This window comes from Streptomyces sp. HUAS MG56 (assembly GCF_058673395.1).
In genome coordinates, this window is the sequence record NZ_CM178722.1 from 5880064 (window position 1) to 5900779 (window position 20716).

Here is a 20716-nt window from a genome sequence, read left to right on the forward strand (position 1 = left end):
TCAGGTCGAGAGCGGGCCCCGCGGGGCCGCTCCCGGCTCCTGCGCCCCCGCCTCTGCCTCCGTCCCCGCCTCTGCCCCCGTCTCCCGCACAGTCCGCACCGCTGGCTCCGCGGACTTCTCCTCCGGTGCCCCTCGCAACAGCACGGTGAGGAGCCGGACCGCCCCCCGCTTGTGCAACGGGTCGTTGCCGTTGCCGCACTTGGGGGACTGGATGCAGGACGGGCAGCCGGCCTCGCACTCGCAGGAGGCGATGGCCTCGCGGGTGGCGGCGAGCCAGGTGCGGGCGGTGTGGAAGGCGCGCTCGGCGAAGCCCGCGCCGCCGGGGTGGCCGTCGTAGACGAAGACCGTCGGAAGGAGGGTGTCGGGGTGGAGGGGGACGGAGACGCCCCCGATGTCCCAGCGGTCGCAGGTCGCGAACAGGGGCAGCAGGCCGATGGAGGCGTGCTCGGCGGCGTGCAGGGCGCCGCCGAGGATCTCCGGGTTGATCCGGGCCTCGTCCAGCTGGTCGTCGGTGACCGTCCACCACACCGCGCGCGTGCGCAGGGTGCGAGGAGGGAGGTCGAGTTTCGTCTCGCCGAGCACTTCGCCGGTGATGAGGCGCCGGCGCAGGAAGGAGACCACCTGGTTGGTGACCTCGACCGAGCCGTAGCACAGACGGCCGGCGCCCCAGGGGATCTCGGTGTCCGTCTCCAGGACGGAGATCGAGGTGGTGTCGCGGGCGACCGTGGAGTACGGCGGGTCGGCCTGCTCGACCAGGGCCACCGAGTCCTCCAGGTCCAGCCGGCGCACCAGATAGGTGCGGCCCTGGTGGAGATGGACCGCGCCCTCGTGGACCGTGGAGTGCGCGGAGCCCGCGTCGACCGTGCCCAGCAGGCGGCCGGTGCCCTCCTCCACGACCTGCACCGGGCTGCCCCCGGCGCCGCGGATGTCGGTCAGGTCGGCGGCCCGCTCCCGGCGGGTCCAGTGCCAGGCCCTGGTGCGCCTGCGCAGCAGCTTCGCGGCCTCCAGCTGGGGCAGCACGTCCGCGCAGGCGGGGCCGAAGAGGTCCAGGTCCTGCTCGGTCAGCGGGAGTTCCGCCGCGGCCGCACAAAGGTGCGGGGCGAGGACGTAGGGGTTGTCGGGGTCGAGGACCGTCGACTCCACCGGTTGGTCGAACAGGGCCTCCGGATGGTGGACCAGGAACGTGTCCAGCGGGTCGTCGCGGGCGACCAGCACGGCGAGCGCACCCTGCCCGGAGCGGCCCGCTCGGCCCGCCTGCTGCCACAGGGACGCACGCGTGCCCGGATAGCCGGCGATCACCACCGCGTCCAGGCCGGAGACGTCCACGCCCAGCTCCAGGGCGGTCGTGGCGGCGAGGCCGAGGAGGTCGCCGGAGTGCAGGGCGCGTTCCAGGGCGCGCCGCTCCTCGGGGAGGTAGCCGCCGCGGTAGGCGGCGACCCGCCGGACCAGGGAGCGGTCGACCTCGGCCAGCCGCTCCTGGGCGATGACCGAGATCAGCTCGGCGCCGCGCCGGGACCGTACGAAGGCGACCGAGCGCACGCCCTGCACGGTCAGGTCGGTCAGCAGGTCGGCGGTCTCCGCGGTGGCGGTGCGCCGGACGGGGGCGCCCTTCTCACCGTGCAGCTCGGTGAGCGGGGGCTCCCAGAGGGCGAAGACGACCTCACCGCGCGGGGAGGCGTCGTCGGCGACCTCGACCACCGGCAGACCGGTCAGCCGGCGGGCGGCGACGGACGGCTCGGCGGCGGTCGCCGAGGCCAGCAGGAAGACGGGCGACGCGCCGTAGCGGGCGCAGAGCCTGCGCAGGCGGCGCAGCACCTGGGCGACGTGCGAGCCGAAGACGCCGCGGTAGGTGTGGCACTCGTCGACGACGACGTACCTGAGCGACTTCAGGAAGGAGGACCAGCGCGGGTGGGACGGGAGTATCCCGCGGTGCAGCATGTCGGGGTTGGTGAGGACGTAGTTGGCGTACTGGCGGATCCACTCCCGTTGCTCGACCGGGGTGTCGCCGTCGTACACGGCGGGGCGCACGGCGTTGCCAAGGGGTTGTGAAAGTTCCTTCACCGACCGGCACTGGTCCGCCGCGAGCGCCTTGGTGGGGGACAGGTACAGCGCGGTGGCCCCGCGCCCGTTCGGGGCCTCGGAGCCGTCCAGCAGGGTGGACAGGACGGGCACGAGGTACGCGAGGGACTTGCCGGAGGCGGTGCCGGTGGCGACGACCACCGAATCGCCGTCCAGGGCGTGCTCGGCGGCCAGCGCCTGGTGTGCCCATGGATGCTCGATCCCGGCCGCCCGCACGGCCGCGATCACTTCCGACCGAATCCGGTCAGGCCAGACGGCATGGCGGCCCGCGCGCGGGGGCAAGTGCTCCGTATGAGTGATGCGCGCAGCCCGGCTCGGCCCGGAGGCGAGCCGGTCCAGGACCACGCCCGGAGACGGGCGGGACGCCGGGTTCGCCGGGGATCGATCGGATCGGAGATTCTTGGCCATCGGCACCGAGTGTGTCACTGGCGTGACGGACAATGGAGCCAAGGCGTCGTGCACGCCTGCCGGTAAGTGATTGAATGCCATCGCGGCTGGCGAAGCGTCCCGGGGGCCGCAAGCCGAGGTGCCCGAGGGGCGACCCGCTCGATAGCAAGGTGCTGGAGGATCCGTGGACCTGTCCCTGTCGACCGAGACCGTCGGCGATCGTACGGTCGTCCGAGTCGGTGGTGAAATCGACGTGTATACCGCGCCCAAGCTGCGCGAGCAGCTGGTCGAGCTGGTGAACGACGGGAATTTCCACCTCGTCGTCGACATGGAGGGCGTGGACTTCCTCGACTCCACCGGGCTCGGCGTGCTGGTCGGCGGCCTGAAGCGTGTGCGTGCCCACGAGGGCTCGCTGCGCCTGGTCTGCAACCAGGAGCGCATTCTCAAGATCTTCCGTATCACCGGCCTCACCAAGGTGTTCCCGATCCACACCTCGGTCGAGGAAGCGGTGGCGGCCACCGACTGACCTGGATCGTCCGTCGGCGTCGGGCTCCTGCCGGGAGTCCGGCGCCGGGCGGTCCCGTCCGGGCCGATGACGTGGCCCGGACACCGACGTACATCTGGGGTGCGGGCGCTTGGCGTCCCCGCGTCCCGACCGCACGCCCATAGCCGCGAGGGGGATGCATGGCCACTGTCGAACTCCGCTTCAGCGCGCTGCCCGAGCACGTCCGGACCGCCCGGTTGGTGGCGGCCGCGGTGGCACGCAGGGCCGGAGTGGACGAGGCCGTCCTGGACGAGGTCCGGCTCGCCGTGGGCGAGGCCTGCTCCCGTGCCGTCGGGCTGCACCAGAACAGCGGCATCTCGGCACCCGTGAAGGTGGCGCTGATCGAAGAGGAGAAACAGTTCTCCATCGAGGTCGGCGACGAGGCCCCGCACGCCACCCCGGACGCGCCCGGCGCGGCGCAGGACGGCGAGGCGGACGTCGAGGAGGACGAGATGGGCCTCGCGGTCATCAGCGGCCTCGTCGACGACGTGGAGGTCACCACCGGGCAGGACGGCGGCCTGATCCGCATGACCTGGCCGACCACACCGCCGGCGGCGGTCGTGCTCTGAAAGCCGTCGCACCACTTCACGAGGGCCCTGCCGAGCAGGGCCCTCGGTGTTTTTCCGGCACGAACAGAGATCCTTCCGAATTCGTGAAGGAATTCACGATCACCGTCAATGCCCCGGGGGCATTACTCCATTCGGGTTGTCTGGCGCGGTCTCGATCATTTGCCGATGAGCCGGTTAGGCTAATTCCGTTTACCGCGCTCTGTTGAGATCACTCCGGGGTACCTAGAATCCGTCCACATCTTGAGCTCAGTCCAAGCGTCAAGGAGGACGAATGGCGGGGCTTTCTACTTCTCCATCGGTTCACTCGACCAACCTCGCGGCCGCGGTCCTGACCGACCACAACCGCATCCTCGTGGCCGTCGTCGCCGTGGTCGCCCTGGCCGCGCTGGTGGTCGCGGCGATCCTGGTGCGCCAGGTGCTGGCCGCGGGCGAGGGCACCGACAGCATGAAGCGGATCGCCGAGGCGGTCCAGGAAGGCGCGAAGGCGTATCTCGCCCGGCAGTTGCGCACACTCGGCGCATTCGCCGTCGTCGTCTTCTTCCTGCTCATGCTGCTGCCCGCGGACGACTGGAATCAGCGGGCCGGACGATCGGTGTTCTTCTTGATCGGCGCGGTCTTCTCCGCGGCCACCGGCTATATCGGCATGTGGCTGGCCGTGCGCAGCAATGTGCGGGTCGCCGCGGCCGCCCGGGAAGCCACACCGGCGCCGGGCGAGACGGAAAAGGATCTCACCACCGTCTCGCACACGGCGATGAAGATCGCATTTCGCACGGGCGGCGTCGTCGGCATGTTCACGGTGGGCCTCGGCCTGCTGGGCGCCTCCTGCGTGGTGCTCGTCTACGCGGCCGACGCGCCGAAGGTGCTGGAGGGCTTCGGCCTCGGCGCCGCCCTGATCGCCATGTTCATGAGGGTGGGCGGCGGCATCTTCACCAAGGCCGCCGACGTCGGCGCCGACCTGGTCGGCAAGGTCGAGCAGGGCATTCCGGAGGACGATCCGCGCAATGCCGCGACCATCGCCGACAACGTGGGCGACAACGTCGGCGACTGCGCGGGCATGGCGGCCGACCTCTTCGAGTCGTACGCCGTGACCCTGGTGGCCGCGCTGATCCTCGGCAAGGTCGCCTTCGGCGACTCCGGGCTGGCGTTCCCGCTGCTCGTGCCGGCCATCGGCGTCGTCACCGCGATGATCGGCATCTTCGCGGTCGCCCCGCGCCGCGCGGACCGCAGCGGCATGAGCGCGATCAACCGCGGCTTCTTCATCTCCGCGGTGATCTCCCTCGTGCTGGTGGCGGTCGCGGTCTTCGTCTACCTGCCGTCGTCGTACTCCGCCCTGCACGGCGTGACGGACGCGGCGATCCGGGGCAAGGCCGGCGATCCGCGGATGCTCGCCCTCGTCGCGGTCGCCATCGGCATCCTGCTCGCCGCCGTCATCCAGCAGCTCACCGGCTACTTCACCGAGACCACCCGGCGCCCCGTGCGGGACGTCGGCAAGACCTCCCTCACCGGCCCGGCGACGGTCGTGCTGTCCGGCATCTCGCTCGGTCTGGAGTCCGCCGTCTACACCGCGCTGCTCATCGGGCTGAGCGTGTACGGCGCGTTCCTGCTCGGCGGTACGTCGATCATGCTGGCGCTGTTCGCGGTCGCCCTCGCCGGCACCGGTCTGCTCACCACGGTCGGCGTGATCGTCGCCATGGACACGTTCGGCCCGGTCTCCGACAACGCCCAGGGCATCGCCGAGATGTCCGGTGACGTCGCGGGCGCGGGTGCCCAGGTGCTCACCAACCTGGACGCGGTCGGCAACACCACCAAGGCCATCACCAAGGGCATCGCCATCGCCACCGCCGTCCTCGCGGCCTCGGCGCTGTTCGGGTCGTACCGGGACGCCATCACCACCAACGTGCAGAACGTGGGGGAGAAGCTCACCGGGCCCGGTTCACCGCTGAGTCTGTCGCTGGACATCTCGCAGCCCAACAACCTCGTCGGCCTCATCGCGGGCGCCGCGGTCGTCTTCCTCTTCTCCGGACTGGCCATCAACGCCGTGTCGCGTTCGGCGGGTTCGGTGGTGTTCGAGGTGCGGCGGCAGTTCCGCGAGCACCCCGGGATCATGGACTACACCGAGAAGCCCGAGTACGGGCGTGTCGTCGACATCTGCACCAAGGACGCCCTGCGGGAGCTGGCCACCCCGGGTCTGCTCGCCGTGATGGCGCCCATCTTCGTCGGCTTCACATTGGGCGTCGGCGCGCTCGGCTCCTATCTCGCCGGCGCGATCGGCGCGGGCACGCTGATGGCGGTGTTCCTCGCCAACTCCGGTGGCGCCTGGGACAACGCCAAGAAGCTGGTGGAGGACGGCCACCACGGCGGCAAGGGCAGCGACGCCCATGCGGCCACGGTGATCGGCGACACCGTCGGCGACCCGTTCAAGGACACGGCCGGACCGGCCATCAACCCGCTGTTGAAGGTCATGAACCTGGTCTCGCTGCTCATCGCGCCCGCGGTGATCAAGTTCTCCTACGGCGCCGACAAGAACATCGGCGTACGGATCCTGATCTCGGCCCTCTCACTCGCCGTGATCGTCATCGCCGTGTACGTCTCCAAGCGGCGCGGCATCGCCGTGGGCGACGACGAGAGTGCCGAGCGGGTCGCCAACTCGGCCAGTACAGCGGTGGCTTCGTAGCCGTACCGCTGGTTCGTTCCAGAAGCCCTGCTCAACGGGTGGGCGGGCGGCGCGTGTTGACGTGCCGTCCGCCCACCCGCGTCTGCGGGGACGTGTGCGGGGCGTCCGCGGGTCGGCTGCGGGCCCGCCCGCGTGGTGAGCCTTCTCTCTCTCGGCTCTCTTGGTGCAAAGCGTCATAAGGGGCGCTTTAGGGGGCGTACGGGATGTGAGGGGTGTGCGCCCGACGTGTAGGGTCCGTGGGCCGAGAGCCATGGAAGGGACCGATCCGGTGAACAAGAAGCTCGCGGCCGCACTGTCCGGCGGTGCGGTACTGGTAGTGGCGCTGACGGGATGCACCGGCAGCGGCAGCGGCAGCAGTGGCGCCAAGGGGCCCGACCCCAAGATGGTCGCCTGGGCCAAGTCCGTGTGCCAGCCGCTGCCCGCGCAGCAGGCGAAGATCTCGGGTGCCTACGACGCGCTGTCGAAGGTCGCCAAGGACGGGCCGCCGAAGGACGTCCAGCAGACCGACTCCCAGGCCTTCCAGGACCTGGCCGACGGCTTCAAGGCGCGCGCGGCCACCCTGGACGGCGCCGGGGCGCCTCCGGGCGTCGAGGGCGGCGCGCAGAAGCAGCAGGACGCCGTCAAGAAGCTCACGGCCCTGTCGGCCGCGTACGCCGACCTGAAGAAGCGGGTGGACGGGCTCGACACCAAGGACCAGACGAAGTTCGCCTCCGGCCTGAGTGACCTCTCGGACCGGATGAAGGTGGTGCTGACGCAGTACGACAGTGTGATCACCGCCCTGAAGAACCTGGAGAAGGGCGACGTCAACGAGGCGGTGGCCAAGCAGGCGGGCTGCACGAAGACCTCCGGGTCGAGCTCCGCGTCGAGCTCGGCCTCGCCGTCGTCCGCCAACGGCTGAGTCGTCCGTCGCGGGCCACAATGGGGGGCGTGACTGACACCGGACTCGCCCCCCTGCCCGCCTCCGACCGGCCGGACGCCGCCGCGCGCCTGCGGGAGGCGCTGCTGGCCGCCTCCTTCACCGCCGACGGGCTGCTCGACCTGCTCGGCGCCCCCGCGTACGCGGCGCTGGCCCGCAGCGAGACCGTGCCCGCCCTGCGGGCGACCCGCGGCGACACGCCGCTGGAGACGCTCGTACGGCTCTTCCTGCTCCAGCAACCGGTGCCGTACGCGCGCGTGGCCGCCGTTCTGCCGGCCGAGGAGGCCGTGGACACCGGGTGGCTCACGCGCGTGGGCGGCGACGAGGTGGCCGCCACCGTGGACGTACGGCCCTACGGCGGCCCCGCCGGCGAGGACTGGTTCATCGTCTCCGACCTGGGCTGCGCGGTGGGCGGTGCGGGCGGCATCGGGCAGCACGACGAGGGAGTCGTCCTGGGCGTCGGCGGTGCCTCCACGACCCTCGCCGGCATCACCGTCCGTACCCCGGTGGCCTCGGCCCTGGACCTCGGTACCGGTTCCGGCATCCAGGCGCTGCACGCCGCCCAGCACGCCACGCGCGTGACTGCGACGGATCTCAACCCGCGCGCACTGCACATCACCGCGCTCACGCTGGCGCTGTCCGGCGCGCCGGCGGCCGAGCTGCGCGAGGGCTCGCTCTTCGAGCCGGTCCGGGACGACGAGACGTACGACCTGATCGTCTCCAACCCGCCCTTCGTCATCTCTCCCGGCGCCCGGCTGACGTACCGGGACGGCGGGATGGGCGGGGACGATCTGTGCCGCTCGCTCGTTCAGCAGGCGGGGGAACGGCTGAACGAGGGCGGGTTCGCGCAGTTCCTCGCCAACTGGCAGCACGTGGCAGGGGAGGACTGGCAGGACAGACTCAGGTCGTGGGTGCCGCGCGGGTGCGATGCCTGGATCGTGCAGCGCGAGGTGCAGGACGTCACGCAGTACGCCGAGCTGTGGCTGAGGGACGCCGGTGACCACCGCGGGGATCCGGCGGAGTACCAGGCGCGCTACGACGCCTGGCTCGACGAGTTCGAGGCGCGCAAGGCCAAGACGGTCGGCTTCGGCTGGATCACCCTGCGCCGGACGGGTTCCGCCGAGCCCGTCGTCACCGTGGAGGAGTGGCCGCATCCGGTCGAGCAGCCTCTCGGGGACACGATCCTGGCGCACTTCGAGCGCCTCGACTATCTCCGCGAGCACGACGACGCGGCGCTGCTCGACGGCCACTTCAGGCTGACCGCCGAGGTGGTCCAGGAGCAGGTCGGCCTGCCCGGCGCCGAGGACCCGGAGCACGTGGTGCTGCGCCAGCACCGCGGCATGCGCCGGGCCACGAAGGTGGACACGATCGGCGCGGGCTTCGCGGGTGTGTGCGACGGCACGCTCAGCGCGGGCCGGATCCTGGACGCCATCGCCCAGCTCATGGACGAGAACGCGGTCCTGCTCCGCGACCGCACCCCGGCCCAGATCCGCCTGCTCGTGGAGCAGGGCTTCCTGGAGCCGGTGCGCTGACACCGCCCCGGCGCGTCCCGGCCGTCGGCGGAAGCCGGAGACCGGGGTCCACCGGGTGGCGACCGCGGCGTGCCGGGGCCCCGGCACGCCGCTCGGCGCGGGCGGATGCAAAAAGGCCGGAAAATGCGGATGGCATGTGTGGCCGAGCGGCACTCGATCGTGTGTTCGATAACGAGTCGGTCCGCCGTTCACCCCGATGTCGCCCGCCCGTCTCCCGCGCGTGCCACCCTCCCCGCGCTGGGCGGAGGCGGAGACACGGAAGGGGAGCGCGAGGGATGGAGAGCGGGCCGGCGATCTTCGCGGGAGTGGTGTTCGCCCTGTTCGGAGGCGCCCTGCTGGCCTGGACCGGCACCCGGGTCCGACACGGGGAACCGGTGGCCCACGATGTGAACCGAGTCGCATCGGCCACCCTCGCGGGCGTCGCCGGAACGGTCGCGCTCGCCCTCGGCGTGTACTGCCTGACCCGCCTCTGACGTCGGCAGGCGCCCCGCGACGGCCTGTCGCGGGAGTAAGGGGAGCGTTACGCTCCGGACATGGGGCACGGGGCCGCGGGGCGGTCCGGGCGGCAGGAATGCCGGTAGTCGGGTTACCGTTCGAGTGGCCGTTGTGGGCTTTTCCCGTTTGACACGGGGGCGGGATGTACCGTCACACTCCGCAGCGTCACACGTGCCAGCAGTACGCCGCGACCCCGGGACGAAGGCCTGGGGAGGCCACAGCGTCGACCGGAGAGAAGAGCGAAGTTGTCCCCGACCAGCGAGACCGCACAGGGCGGCCGCCGACTCGTCATCGTCGAGTCGCCTGCCAAGGCGAAGACGATCAAGGGCTACCTCGGCCCCGGCTACGTCGTCGAGGCGAGCGTCGGGCACATCCGTGACCTTCCCAACGGCGCCGCCGAGGTGCCCGAGAAGTACACCGGCGAGGTCCGCCGCCTCGGTGTGGACGTAGAACACGACTTCCAGCCGATCTATGTCATCAACGCGGACAAGAAGGCACAGGTCAAGAAGCTCAAGGACCTGCTGAAGGACTCCGACGAGCTGTTCCTCGCCACCGATGAGGACCGGGAGGGCGAGGCGATCGCCTGGCACCTCCAGGAGGTCCTCAAGCCGAAGATCCCCGTCAAGCGGATGGTCTTCCACGAGATCACCAAGGACGCGATCCGCGAGGCCGTCGCCAACCCGCGCCAGCTCAACCAGAAGCTGGTCGACGCCCAGGAGACCCGCCGCATCCTCGACCGCCTCTACGGCTACGAGGTCTCGCCGGTCCTGTGGAAGAAGGTCATGCCCCGGCTGTCGGCCGGACGTGTCCAGTCCGTCGCCACGCGACTCGTCGTCGAGCGGGAACGCGAGCGCATCGCTTTTCGTTCCGCCGAGTACTGGGACCTGACGGGCACCTTCGCGACCGGCCGCGCGGGAGACCCGTCGGACCCGTCGTCGCTGGTCGCCCGCCTGCAGACCGTCGACGGCAGGCGGGTCGCGCAGGGCCGCGACTTCGACTCCCTGGGACAGCTCAAGAGCGAGAACACCCTCCACCTCGACGAGGCGACCGCCCGCGCCCTCGCCGCCGCCCTGGAGAGCACCCGCTTCTCCGTGCGCTCGGTCGAGTCCAAGCCGTACCGCCGCTCGCCGTACGCCCCGTTCCGTACGACGACGCTCCAGCAGGAGGCGTCCCGCAAGCTCGGCTTCGGCGCGAAGGCCACCATGCAGGTGGCCCAGAAGCTGTACGAGAACGGCTACATCACGTACATGCGTACGGACTCCACGACGCTGAGCGACACGGCGATCGCGGCGGCCCGCGCGCAGGTCACGCAGCTCTACGGCGCCGACTACCTCCCGCCGCAGCCGCGTACGTACGCCGGCAAGGTCAAGAACGCCCAGGAGGCGCACGAGGCGATCCGCCCCTCGGGTGATCGTTTCCGCACCCCGGCCGAGACCGGCCTGACCGGCGACCAGTTCAAGCTCTACGAGCTGATCTGGAAGCGGACCGTCGCCTCCCAGATGAAGGACGCGACCGGCAACAGCGTGACCGTGAAGATCGGCGGCACCGCGGCCGACGGCCGGGACGTCGAGTTCAGCGCCTCCGGCAAGACGATCACCTTCCACGGCTTCCTGAAGGCCTACGTCGAGGGTGCCGACGACCCGAACGCCGAGCTGGACGACCGCGAGCGCCGGCTGCCCCAGGTCGCCGAGGGCGACGCGCTGTCCGCCGAGGAGATCACGGTCGACGGCCACGCCACCAAGCCCCCGGCCCGCTACACCGAGGCCTCCCTGGTCAAGGAGCTGGAAGAGCGCGAGATCGGCCGCCCGTCGACGTACGCGTCGATCATCGGCACGATCCTCGACCGTGGCTACGTCTTCAAGAAGGGCACGGCCCTGGTGCCGTCCTTCCTGTCCTTCGCCGTGGTCAACCTCCTGGAGAAGCACTTCGGGCGGCTCGTCGACTACGACTTCACCGCCAAGATGGAGGACGACCTCGACCGCATCGCCGCCGGTCAGGCGAAGGCCGTGCCGTGGCTGAAGCGCTTCTACTTCGGCGAGACCCTGTCCGACAGCGGCTCCGCCGCGGGCGGCCACGGCACCGCGGCCGACGCCGGCAACGGCGACGGGGACCACCTCGGCGGCCTCAAGGAGCTGGTGACCGACCTGGGCGCGATCGACGCGCGCGAGGTGTCGTCGTTCCCGGTGGGCAACGACATCGTGCTCCGCGTCGGCCGCTACGGCCCCTACATCGAGCGCGGCGAGAAGGACACCGAGCAGCACCAGCGCGCCGACATCCCGGACGACCTGGCGCCGGACGAGCTGTCCGTCGAGCTGGCCGAGGAGCTGCTGGCCAAGCCCAGCGGCGACTTCGAGCTGGGTGCCGACCCGGTCACCGGCCACCAGATCGTCGCCAAGGCCGGCCGCTACGGCCCGTACGTCACGGAGATCCTCCCCGAGGGCACCCCGAAGACCGGCAAGAACGCGGTCAAGCCGCGCACGGCCTCGCTCTTCAAGTCCATGTCGCTCGACACGGTGACGCTGGAGGAGGCGCTGCAGCTGATGTCGCTGCCGCGCGTCGTCGGCGTCGACGCCGAGGGCCAGGAGATCACCGCGCAGAACGGCCGTTACGGCCCGTACCTGAAGAAGGGCACGGACTCGCGCTCGCTCCAGTCCGAGGACCAGCTCTTCACGATCACGCTGGAGGAGGCGCTGGCGATCTATGCCCAGCCCAAGCAGCGTGGCCGCGCGGCCGCCAAGCCGCCGCTGAAGGAGCTGGGCACCGACCCGGTCAGCGAGAAGCCGGTCGTGGTCAAGGACGGCCGCTTCGGTCCGTACGTCACCGACGGCGAGACCAACGCGACCCTGCGCTCCGGCGACAGCGTCGAGACGATCACCCCGGAGCGCGGCTTCGAGCTGCTCGCCGAGAAGCGCGCGAAGGGGCCCGCCAAGAAGACCGCGAAGAAGGCGCCGGCCAAGAAGACGGCCCCGGCGAAGAAGACCGCGGCCAAGAAGACGGCGGCGAAGAAGACGACCGCGGCCGCGAAGAAGACCACGGCGGCCAAGAAGACCACCGCCAAGAAGGCCACCGCCGCCAAGGCGACGGCTTCCGGCACGGAGGACTGATCCGCCGCACGGTTTCGCCTCCGGGTTTCCGTTCGGCTTCGCGAAGCGCCCGCCCGGTGTCACTTGGCCACGCCCCGGCATCACTTTGGTGTCGGGGCGTGCGCATGCCAGGACAGGAGACGTGTCCTGTCGGTGGCTGCCGATAGGCTGAACGCATGACGCGAGCCGAGCAGCCAACGGCCCCCACCACAGAACCGGACGAAGCCCTGGTCGCGGACTCCCGCGAGCGCGCCGTCCGCTCCCTGCTGCGCCGACCGGAACTGCGGCGCCTGTGGAGCGCACATCTGGTCGGCGGCACCGGTGACGCCCTCGCCCTTCTCGTCCTGGTCGTCCTCGTCCTCCAGGCGGCGATCGCCCAGGGCGCGTTCGGCGGGGGATACCGAGGCGTGGCGTTCGCAGTGGCGACCGTCTTCGCCGCGCGCGTACTCGCCACCCTGCTCTTCGGCGCCGTCCTGCTCGGCCCCCTGACCTCGCTCACCAGCCAGGAGGGCCCGCTCGACCGGCGCTGGACCATGGTCGGCGCCGACGCCGTGCGCGCCCTGCTGCTGATCGTCGCGCCCCTGTGGATCGACTGGACGCCGGACAACGCCCTGGCCGTCCTGCTCGTCACCGCCTTCGTCACCGGCGTCGCCGAGCGCCTGTGGACGGTGTGCCGGGAGAGCGCGGCCCCCGCCCTGCTGCCCGGCCCGCCCCCGGAGGGCGCCACCGTACGGCCGCTGCCGGACCACATGGACGCCCTGCGCCGGCTGTCGCTGCGCACCGGCTTCCTGGCCGTCCCGCTGGCCGCCGCCGCCCTGGTCCTCGCCGGACTGCTCAACAACCTGCTGGGCACGGGCGTGGCCTGGTTCGACCAGCACCACGCGGCCCTCGGCTCGTACGTCGCGGCGGGCCTGTTCGCCGCCTCCCTGTCCGTGCTGACCTCGCTCGAACTGCCCGACGTGCGCACCCCGCGCGCGCGGTCCCCGCTGGAGGGCCTGCGCCGCCCGCGCACCGGCACCGGCGTCGACAAGGGCCGTACGGGCGCGATCCCGCTGCTGGTCCCGGCCTGCGCCGCCGTCGCCGGCGCCATCGCCGCCGCCGTCTCGGTGTGCGTGCTGCACGCCACCGACCTGGGCGGCGGCCCGGTCCTGTACGGCCTGCTGGTCCTCGGCCTGACCGGCGGCGTCGCCGTCGGCATCCGTACGGCCCCCGCGCTGCTGCCCTCGCTCTCGCGCCGCCGGCTCCTCGCCCTCGCGATCGCCTTCACCGGCATCGCCCTGCTGGCCGCCGGCCTGGTCCCGGACGTCACCACGGTGCTGCTGATCGTCGCCGGCGCCGGCGTCACCGCGGGCGTGGCGGCGAACACCGGGCACGCCTTGCTCGACCAGGAGACCGAGGACTTCCGCCGGGCGCGCGTCACCGAGCACCTGCACGCCGTGGTGCGCGTCTCCATAGCGCTCGCCGTCCTGATCGCGCCCGTCGTCGCCGGACTCATCGGCCGGCATCGCCTGGAGAACGGCCGGTTCGTCTTCGCGCACGGCGGAGCCTCCTTCACGCTGATGCTGGTCGGCGCGCTGCTGCTGCCGGTCGCCGCGCTGGTGCTCGCCAAGGTCGACGACCGCTCCGGCATCCCGCTGCGCCAGGACCTCAAGGACGCGCTGCTCGGCGGGGACGACCCGGTCGAGGCACCGGCCACGAGCGGCTTCTTCATCGCCCTGGAGGGCGGCGACGGCGCCGGCAAGTCCACCCAGGCCGAGGCCCTCGCCGAGTGGATCCGCGCCAAGGGCCACGAGGTCGTGCTCACCCGCGAGCCGGGTGCCACGCCGGTCGGCAAGCGGCTGCGCTCGATCCTGCTGGACGTGTCCTCGGCGGGCCTGTCGCACCGCGCGGAGGCGCTGCTGTACGCCGCCGACCGCGCCGAGCACGTCGACACGGTCGTACGCCCCGCCCTGGAGCGCGGCGCCGTCGTCATCTCCGACCGTTACATCGACTCGTCCGTCGCCTACCAGGGCGCCGGCCGCGACCTGTCCCCGACCGAGATCGCCCGCATCAACCGCTGGGCGACCGACGGCCTCGTCCCGCACCTCACCGTCCTGCTGGACGTCTCCCCGGAGACGGCCCGCGAGCGGTTCACCGAGGCGCCGGACCGGCTGGAGTCGGAGCCTGCGGAGTTCCACGCGCGCGTGCGGGCCGGTTTCCTCACGCTGGCCGCCGCCGACCCCGGCCGCTACCTGGTGGTGGACGCCGGTCAGGAGCCCGAGGCCGTCACCACCGTGATCCGGCACCGGCTCGACACCGTGCTGCCGCTGTCCGAGGCCGAGATCGCGGCCCAGGAGGAGGCGCGGAAGAAGGCCGAGGAGGAGGCCCGCCGCAAGGCCGAGGAAGAGGCCGCCCGCAAGGCCGAGGAGGAGCGCCTGGAGCGGGAGCGCCAGGAGCAGCTCGCCAAGCTGCGCGCCGAGGAGGAGGAGCGCAAGCGCCGCGAGCTGGAGGAGGCGCAGCGCCGCGAGGCCGAGCGGCAGGCGGAGGAGGCCCGGCAGCGGGCCGAGGAGGCCGCCCGGCGCGCGGAGGAGGAGCGTCTGCGGCTGCTCGCCGAGGAGAAGGCCCGCGCCGAGGAGGAGGCCCGCCGCAGGGCCGAGGAGGAGCGGCGCCGCAAGCAGGCCGAGGAGGAGGCCCGGCTGCGCGCCGAGGAGGAGGCGCGGCGCCTGGAGAAGCAGCGCAAGGCCGAGGAGGCGCTGCTGCGTGCCGAGGAGGCCCGCCGTCAGGCGGCCGAGGCAGCGGCGGCGGCCGACACGGCGGCCCGCAGGTCCAGCACCCGCCAGTCGGCGGCGCCGGGTGTCATGCCCGAGGCGTCGACGGTTCCCACGCCGGTCGTGTCCCCGGCGCCGCGCGGTGCCGAGGAGACGGTCCCGACGCCGGTGGTGCCGCTCGGCAAGGACGAGCGTCGTGCCGACGAGGACGCCCGTCCCGCACGCGAGTCCGGGACCGGCACCGCCTCCGAGTCCGAGGTGACCGCCGAGCTGCCGCAGCCGCCGGCCGCCGCTGCGGGCGCGGCGGACGAGACGGCCGTCCTGCCGCCGGTGACCCCGGGCGCGGTCGACGAGACGGCCGTCCTGCCGCCCGTACGGCCCGGCGCGGGTCCCGACGGCTCCGAGGACCGCACCCGCGAGATGCCCCAGCTCGACGCCGACGGCACACCGCGCCGCCGCCCGCGCCCCGACTGGGCCGAGGAGACCCCGCTGGACGACCTGCCGTCGTTGGCGGACGAACTGCTGGGGTCGTACGACGAGCGGGAGTACGGCGACCGGGACGAGGAGCAGGGCGGCAGCCGGGGCCGGGGCCGGGGCCGACGCGGCTGACGGCAGGCCCCGGCGGGGTCCGGCGAGGCGGAGGGCGGCACGGGTCGGAGGGATCGACCGGCGCCGCCCTCGCGCTTTCCCGACGGCCGCCGGGGCGGCCGGGCGGCGTTGTCAGTGCCCGCCCGCACAATGGAGGGCAGGAACGCGGAGTGTGACGGAAGGGCGGCGTGACCCATGACCGTGTGGGACGACCTCGTCGGGCAGGAGAAGGTGAGCGCGGTGCTCGGCGCCGCCGCGCGGGACGCCGACGCCCTCGTCACGGCCGCCGCGGCCGACGAGCCGCTGCCCGAGGCGTCGAGGATGACGCACGCCTGGCTGTTCACGGGCCCGCCCGGCGCGGGCCGGAACCAGGCGGCGCGGGCCTTCGCCGCGGCCCTGCAGTGCGTGAGCCCCGACCGCGCCCTCGGCGGCTCCCCCGGCTGCGGCTTCTGCGACGGCTGCCACACCGCCCTGCTCGGCACGCACGCCGACGTCAACACGGTCGCCGCGGTCGGCTCCGAGATCCTGGTCAAGGACATGCGGGACACGGTCCGCAAGTCGTTCACCGCGCCGGCGAACGGTCGCTGGCAGATCATCCTGGTCGAGGACGCCGAGCGGCTGAACGAGAAGTCGGCCAACGCCGTCCTCAAGGCCGTGGAGGAGCCCGCCCCGCGCACGGTCTGGCTCCTGTGCGCCCCCTCCGTCGAGGACGTCCTGCCGACGATCCGCTCCCGCTGCCGCCACCTGACCCTGCGCACGCCCTCCGTCGACGCGGTCGCCGACATGCTCATGCGGCGGGACGGCATCGAGCCTCAGGTCGCGGCCGCCGCCGCCCGCGCCACGCAGGGGCACGTGGACCGGGCCCGGCGCCTGGCCACCGACCCGGCGGCCCGCGAGCGCCGGGCCGCCGTGCTGAAGCTGCCCCTGCGGCTCGACGAGGTCGGTGCCTGTCTCCGTGCCGCCCAGGAGCTGGTGGACGCGGCAGCCGAGGACGCCAAGCAGCTCGCCGAGGAGATGGACGGCAAGGAGACGGAGGAGCTGAAGGCGGCGCTCGGCGCGTCCCAGGGCGGTCGCCTGCCGCGCGGCACGGCGGGCGTGATGAAGGACCTGGAGGACATGCAGAAGCGTCGCAGAACCCGCACGCAGCGCGACAGCCTCGACGTCGCCCTCGGCGATCTCACCGCCTTCTACCGCGACGTGCTCGCCCTCCAGCTCGGCTCCCGTGTGGCGATCGCCAACGCCGACGCCGAGGACGCCCTGGACCGGCTGGCCCGGGGCAGCAGCCCGGAATCCACCCTCCGCCGCATCGAGGCGATCGGAGCATGCCGTGAGGCCCTCGACCGCAATGTGGCCCCGCTGCTGGCGGTGGAGGCGATGACGATGGCGCTGCGGGCGGGGTGACGGCCGTGCGGGCGCCGCGGGAGACGGGATGAGCGGCGGGTGGGTGCCGCCGGGGTGGGCGCGGGACGCCCGTGACACCACTCGCAGTCCCGCATGTCCCCCGTACGAGCACATCACCCGCACGGGCCGCGCCCGATCCGTAGCACAGCGTTACGCTCGCCGAATGCACACCAGGCCATCCCCCCGCCGGACCCGGGGCTCCCGCAGCCGGACAACGGCGCGCCTCGCCGCCAGCCTGCTGGCGGCCGCCGCCCTGCTCGTGTCCGCCTGTTCCCCCGGCAGTTCGACCACCCCGGCCGGCGACACGGCGGACGCGGCGCTGGCCGCGCTGCCCCGGGCGACGCCGCCGGCGCTGTCGTCGTACTACGGCCAGCGGCTGCGCTGGAAGAGCTGCGGTGCCCCGGGCTTCCAGTGCGCGACGATGAAGGCCCCGCTGGACTACGACAACCCCGGGGCCGGTGACGTGCAGCTCGCCGTCGCCCGCAAGAACGCCACCGGCAAGGGTCGGCCGATCGGTTCACTGCTGGTCAACCCGGGCGGTCCGGGCGGCTCGGCGATCGACTACCTCCAGAGCTACGCGGGCGTCGGCTACCCGGCGGGCGTCCGCGCCCGCTACGACATGGTCGCGATGGACCCGCGGGGCGTGGCCCGCAGTGAGCCGGTGAAGTGTCTCGACGGCCGTCAGATGGACGCGTACACGCAGGCGGACATGACGCCCGACGACCAGCGGGAGCGGAACGCGCTGGTCGCGGCGGACAAGAAGTTCGACGAGAGCTGCGGGGCGCACTCGGCGCGACTGCTGCGGCACGTCTCCACCGTCGAGGCGGCGCGGGACATGGACATCCTGCGGGCGGTCCTGGGCGACCGGAAACTGAACTACGTGGGGGCGTCGTACGGCACGTTCCTCGGCGCGACGTACGCGGGCCTGTTCCCCGACCGGGTCGGGCGGCTGGTCCTGGACGGCGCGATGGACCCCTCCATCGACGCCCGCACGCTGAACCTCGATCAGACGGCGGGCTTCGAGACGGCGTTCCAGGCGTTCTCGAAGGACTGCGTACGGCACTCCGGTTGCCCCCTCGGTGGCAAGGGCACGACGCCGGCGCAGGTCGGCGACCACCTCAAGGCGTTCTTCCGCACGCTGGACGCGCACCCGATCCCGACGGGCGACGCGGACGGCCGCAAGCTCAGCGAACCGCTGGCCACGACCGGCGTGATCGCGGCGATGTACGACCAGGGGGAGTGGGAGCAACTGCGCGAGGCGCTGACGTCGGCGATGAAGGAGCATGACGGCGCGAGCCTGCTCGCGCTCTCCGACAGCTACTACGAACGGGACGCGGGCGGCCACTACAGCAACCTCATGATGGCCAACTCCGCCGTGAACTGCCTGGACCTGCCGCCCGCCTTCACCGGCCCCGACCAGGTGCGCCAGGCTCTCCCCACGTTCGAGAAGGCGTCCCCGGTCTTCGGCGACACCCTGGCCTGGGCCGCGCTGAACTGCGCGTACTGGCCGGTGAAGGCCACGGGCAAGCCGCACCGCATCGAGGCGAAGGGCGCGGCGCCGATCGTGGTGGTCGGCACCACCCGCGACCCGGCGACCCCCTACCGCTGGGCCCAGTCGCTGTCCCGCCAGCTCTCCTCGGGACACCTGCTGACCTACGTCGGCGACGGCCACACCGCCTACGGCCGCGGCAGCACCTGCATCGACACCTCGATCAACACCTACCTGCTGAACGGCACCCCGCCGACCCCGGGAAAACGCTGCTCGTAACCCGGGAAACCCCTGCTCACACCCCCTGCCACCGGCCCCGGACCCTGCGCATCCGGGGCGTGGTCGGAGCACCCTCGGAAACTGTGTAGACTTACCGATGTTGCCGATCGCACCATAGTGCGGACGGCGCGCCGCCTTAGCTCAGATGGCCAGAGCAACGCACTCGTAATGCGTAGGTCTCGGGTTCGAATCCCGAAGGCGGCTCCGAGAAACCCCAGGTCAGATAGTAGATGACCTGGGGTTTTTGTTGCTCGGGGCATGGCGCGTCACACGGCCAGGGCGCTGTGTAGTGGGTGGCTTGCGTGAGCGGAGGGGCTCGGCCCCACTCCTTGGGCTTCTTCCTCCGGGCCTGCTTCTTGCGACGCAATCTCGATGTCGATGTCGGCAGCGAGCGTCGCGGCGCCGTGGCGGAGGTCGTGCAGTCGGATCGGCGGGAGACCGAAGGCCGCGACGAGCCGCTCGAAGAGATCGACGACTGCACCTCCGTCACCGCTGGCATCACCACCAACTACACCTACGACGCGGCCGACCAGCTGACCACCGCCACCACCAGCACCCACCGCTTCGAAGACCGGCACGGGCCTGCTGCGCACCACCGTCTGGGACCCCAACAACGCCCTTCCGCAGGCAGCCGCCGACTACACCGGCAGCTACCAGTACAACCCGCTGGAGCAGATCCAGTCCCAGACCCTGCCCAGCGGAGACGCGTCCTTCCAGCACCACGACCAACTCGGTTCCGCCACCGACCTCACCGACGCCACCGGCGACCTCCAGTCCACCTGGACCTACACCGCCTGCGGCCACCGGCCAGTACGCCGAACCCACCACCAAGGCCGCCGGCTACAAGCTTCGCGCCCGCAACTACGACCCCCGCCGCCGGCCGCTTCACCACCACCGACCCCATCCAGCCGCAGCAGGCCGAGCCCTGCACCTCGGCGTCCAGGTACACCGGTGACCGGCCGACCTGCGCCGTCGACCTCTCGGGCCAGAGCTGGTGGGATCCGATCACCAGCCGCCTCAAAGCCATCGGCAGCGGCCTGAAGGAAGGCGCCGAACTCCCCTTCACCTTCATCGGCGACCTCGGTGACGGCGTCTCCGGCCGCAATGGCGGCGCTGGCGCCTTCATCGACAAGTACTTCCCCGTCCGCCCCGCCTGCCGCCTCTACCGCGCGGCCGAAATGCTGCGCCGGCAGGGCTGCGACCAACTCACCCAGCAGATCCTCCTCACCGGCCTCGGCGGACTGACCGGCTGGGAAAAGGACGCTGTCGAATCTCCCACGACCCAACCGCGAAGGTTCGGCCCTGGTGCGGCCCATGGCGATGACCCGGCACTCAGCGGAGCCAGTCCTTACATTCCGCGCGGCTTTTCGGACACCGCCCAGGACGAGCAGTTCCTGACGAAGTTGCACGATGGCCAGAATGAACTCGGATTTTCGGACGGACAGACGGAGGACGGTGTGCCCGACCGCTTTTACCTCTTCGGCTCGACCGGTGCAGACCTCGCCGAAGTCAGCGAGAACCTGGCCCGAACGCTTGCTGCCGAATTGGAGGAGCACGAGAGTTCGTACGCGGGTGGCATCTACTTTCTGCTGCGGAGCGCGCAGTTCGAAAAGGCAACCGTGGAAGAGAACTGGACGGACGAAGAAGGGAACCAGTCGGAGCCCGATTTTCCTGACTATTCGACCCTTGTATACCTGACGAATCCAGACCAATCTGTGCTGACTTCACTCGGTGGCATGCCGGATCTGACGAGGCTGCGTTTGGACGAGGTCACGTAAGAACCACGAAGGCCCTGGTGGGCAGTGTGAGCGTCCCGGTGACGAACCGCGTCACTCCCCGTCAGCTCGCCGCTGTGTCAACCGAGCCGCACCGCACATCACGGCGATCATGCCCGGACCGGGTGGTTCCGGACACCGAAGCGCCGTCCGGAACC

At 71.8% G+C, this 20716-nt stretch carries 12 protein-coding genes, 1 tRNA gene and 1 pseudogene; 12 read left to right on the forward strand and 2 right to left on the reverse strand.

What is annotated here, in order from left to right; translation table 11 throughout:
- Entirely contained in the window at window positions 1-2568 is a 2568-nt protein-coding gene (locus AC4OXY_RS27825) for a DEAD/DEAH box helicase (protein WP_491991271.1), read from the reverse strand.
- A gap of 82 nt (window positions 2569-2650) precedes the next feature.
- Between AC4OXY_RS27825 and bldG the strand changes: the two genes are divergently transcribed.
- From bldG to AC4OXY_RS27880, 11 genes are all read left to right on the forward strand, one after another.
- The gene (gene bldG, locus AC4OXY_RS27830) at window positions 2651-2992 is read left to right on the forward strand and encodes an anti-sigma factor antagonist BldG (RefSeq protein ID WP_023547751.1); all 342 of its coding nucleotides are present in this window, start codon (window positions 2651-2653) and stop codon (window positions 2990-2992) included.
- 158 nt (window positions 2993-3150) lie between these two features.
- Window positions 3151-3579: an ATP-binding protein gene (locus tag AC4OXY_RS27835; RefSeq protein WP_356029330.1), complete on the forward strand. Its 429-nt coding sequence runs from the start codon at window positions 3151-3153 to the stop codon at window positions 3577-3579.
- Between the two features lie 271 nt (window positions 3580-3850).
- Window positions 3851-6253, forward strand: coding sequence for a sodium-translocating pyrophosphatase (locus AC4OXY_RS27840; RefSeq protein WP_376293779.1), 2403 nt, complete (start codon window positions 3851-3853; stop codon window positions 6251-6253).
- A gap of 268 nt (window positions 6254-6521) precedes the next feature.
- Window positions 6522-7151, forward strand: coding sequence for a small secreted protein (locus AC4OXY_RS27845; RefSeq protein ID WP_362821692.1), 630 nt, complete (start codon window positions 6522-6524; stop codon window positions 7149-7151).
- Between the two features lie 20 nt (window positions 7152-7171).
- The gene (locus AC4OXY_RS27850; RefSeq protein WP_491991272.1) at window positions 7172-8701 is read left to right on the forward strand and encodes a DUF7059 domain-containing protein; all 1530 of its coding nucleotides are present in this window, start codon (window positions 7172-7174) and stop codon (window positions 8699-8701) included.
- Between the two features lie 275 nt (window positions 8702-8976).
- Window positions 8977-9174 carry a hypothetical protein gene (locus AC4OXY_RS27855; RefSeq protein WP_491991273.1) on the forward strand — a complete coding sequence of 66 codons (198 nt, stop codon included), beginning with the start codon at window positions 8977-8979 and terminating at the stop codon, window positions 9172-9174.
- A gap of 267 nt (window positions 9175-9441) precedes the next feature.
- On the forward strand, window positions 9442-12300 hold the full coding sequence (gene topA, locus AC4OXY_RS27860) for a type I DNA topoisomerase (RefSeq protein WP_376293777.1): 2859 nt from the start codon (window positions 9442-9444) through the stop codon (window positions 12298-12300).
- Between the two features lie 155 nt (window positions 12301-12455).
- Window positions 12456-15635: a dTMP kinase gene (tmk, locus tag AC4OXY_RS27865; protein ID WP_491991274.1), complete on the forward strand. Its 3180-nt coding sequence runs from the start codon at window positions 12456-12458 to the stop codon at window positions 15633-15635.
- Between the two features lie 174 nt (window positions 15636-15809).
- Window positions 15810-17015, forward strand: coding sequence for a DNA polymerase III subunit delta' (locus AC4OXY_RS27870; RefSeq protein ID WP_356029314.1), 1206 nt, complete (start codon window positions 15810-15812; stop codon window positions 17013-17015).
- Between the two features lie 163 nt (window positions 17016-17178).
- Window positions 17179-18783, forward strand: coding sequence for an alpha/beta hydrolase (locus tag AC4OXY_RS27875; RefSeq protein ID WP_356029311.1), 1605 nt, complete (start codon window positions 17179-17181; stop codon window positions 18781-18783).
- Window positions 18784-18913: 130 nt separating this feature from the next.
- Window positions 18914-18987: transfer RNA gene (locus AC4OXY_RS27880), tRNA-Thr, on the forward strand.
- A gap of 143 nt (window positions 18988-19130) precedes the next feature.
- Here the strand turns inward: AC4OXY_RS27880 and AC4OXY_RS27885 are convergent.
- Window positions 19131-19265 (reverse strand): annotated as a pseudogene (locus AC4OXY_RS27885) (tyrosine-type recombinase/integrase); the annotation flags it as partial.
- A gap of 696 nt (window positions 19266-19961) precedes the next feature.
- Here AC4OXY_RS27885 and AC4OXY_RS27890 point away from each other — a divergent pair.
- On the forward strand, window positions 19962-20561 hold the full coding sequence (locus AC4OXY_RS27890) for a hypothetical protein (protein WP_491991275.1): 600 nt from the start codon (window positions 19962-19964) through the stop codon (window positions 20559-20561).
- Window positions 20562-20716: the final 155 nt, after the last annotated feature.

What these genes read in the sequence shown, in the direction of transcription:
- AC4OXY_RS27875 (WP_356029311.1), top strand. Translation starts at nt 17,179, where the DNA reads ATGCACACCAGGCCATCCCCCCGCCGGACCCGGGGCTCCCGCAGCCGG.
- AC4OXY_RS27840 (WP_376293779.1), top strand. Translation starts at nt 3,851, where the DNA reads ATGGCGGGGCTTTCTACTTCTCCATCGGTTCACTCGACCAACCTCGCG.
- tmk (WP_491991274.1), top strand. Translation starts at nt 12,456, where the DNA reads ATGACGCGAGCCGAGCAGCCAACGGCCCCCACCACAGAACCGGACGAA.
- AC4OXY_RS27850 (WP_491991272.1), top strand. Translation starts at nt 7,172, where the DNA reads ATGGGGGGCGTGACTGACACCGGACTCGCCCCCCTGCCCGCCTCCGAC.
- AC4OXY_RS27855 (WP_491991273.1), top strand. Translation starts at nt 8,977, where the DNA reads ATGGAGAGCGGGCCGGCGATCTTCGCGGGAGTGGTGTTCGCCCTGTTC.
- AC4OXY_RS27835 (WP_356029330.1), top strand. Translation starts at nt 3,151, where the DNA reads ATGGCCACTGTCGAACTCCGCTTCAGCGCGCTGCCCGAGCACGTCCGG.
- AC4OXY_RS27890 (WP_491991275.1), top strand. Translation starts at nt 19,962, where the DNA reads ATGCTGCGCCGGCAGGGCTGCGACCAACTCACCCAGCAGATCCTCCTC.
- AC4OXY_RS27825 (WP_491991271.1), bottom strand. Translation starts at nt 2,568, where the DNA reads ATGGCATTCAATCACTTACCGGCAGGCGTGCACGACGCCTTGGCTCCA.
- AC4OXY_RS27870 (WP_356029314.1), top strand. Translation starts at nt 15,810, where the DNA reads ATGACCGTGTGGGACGACCTCGTCGGGCAGGAGAAGGTGAGCGCGGTG.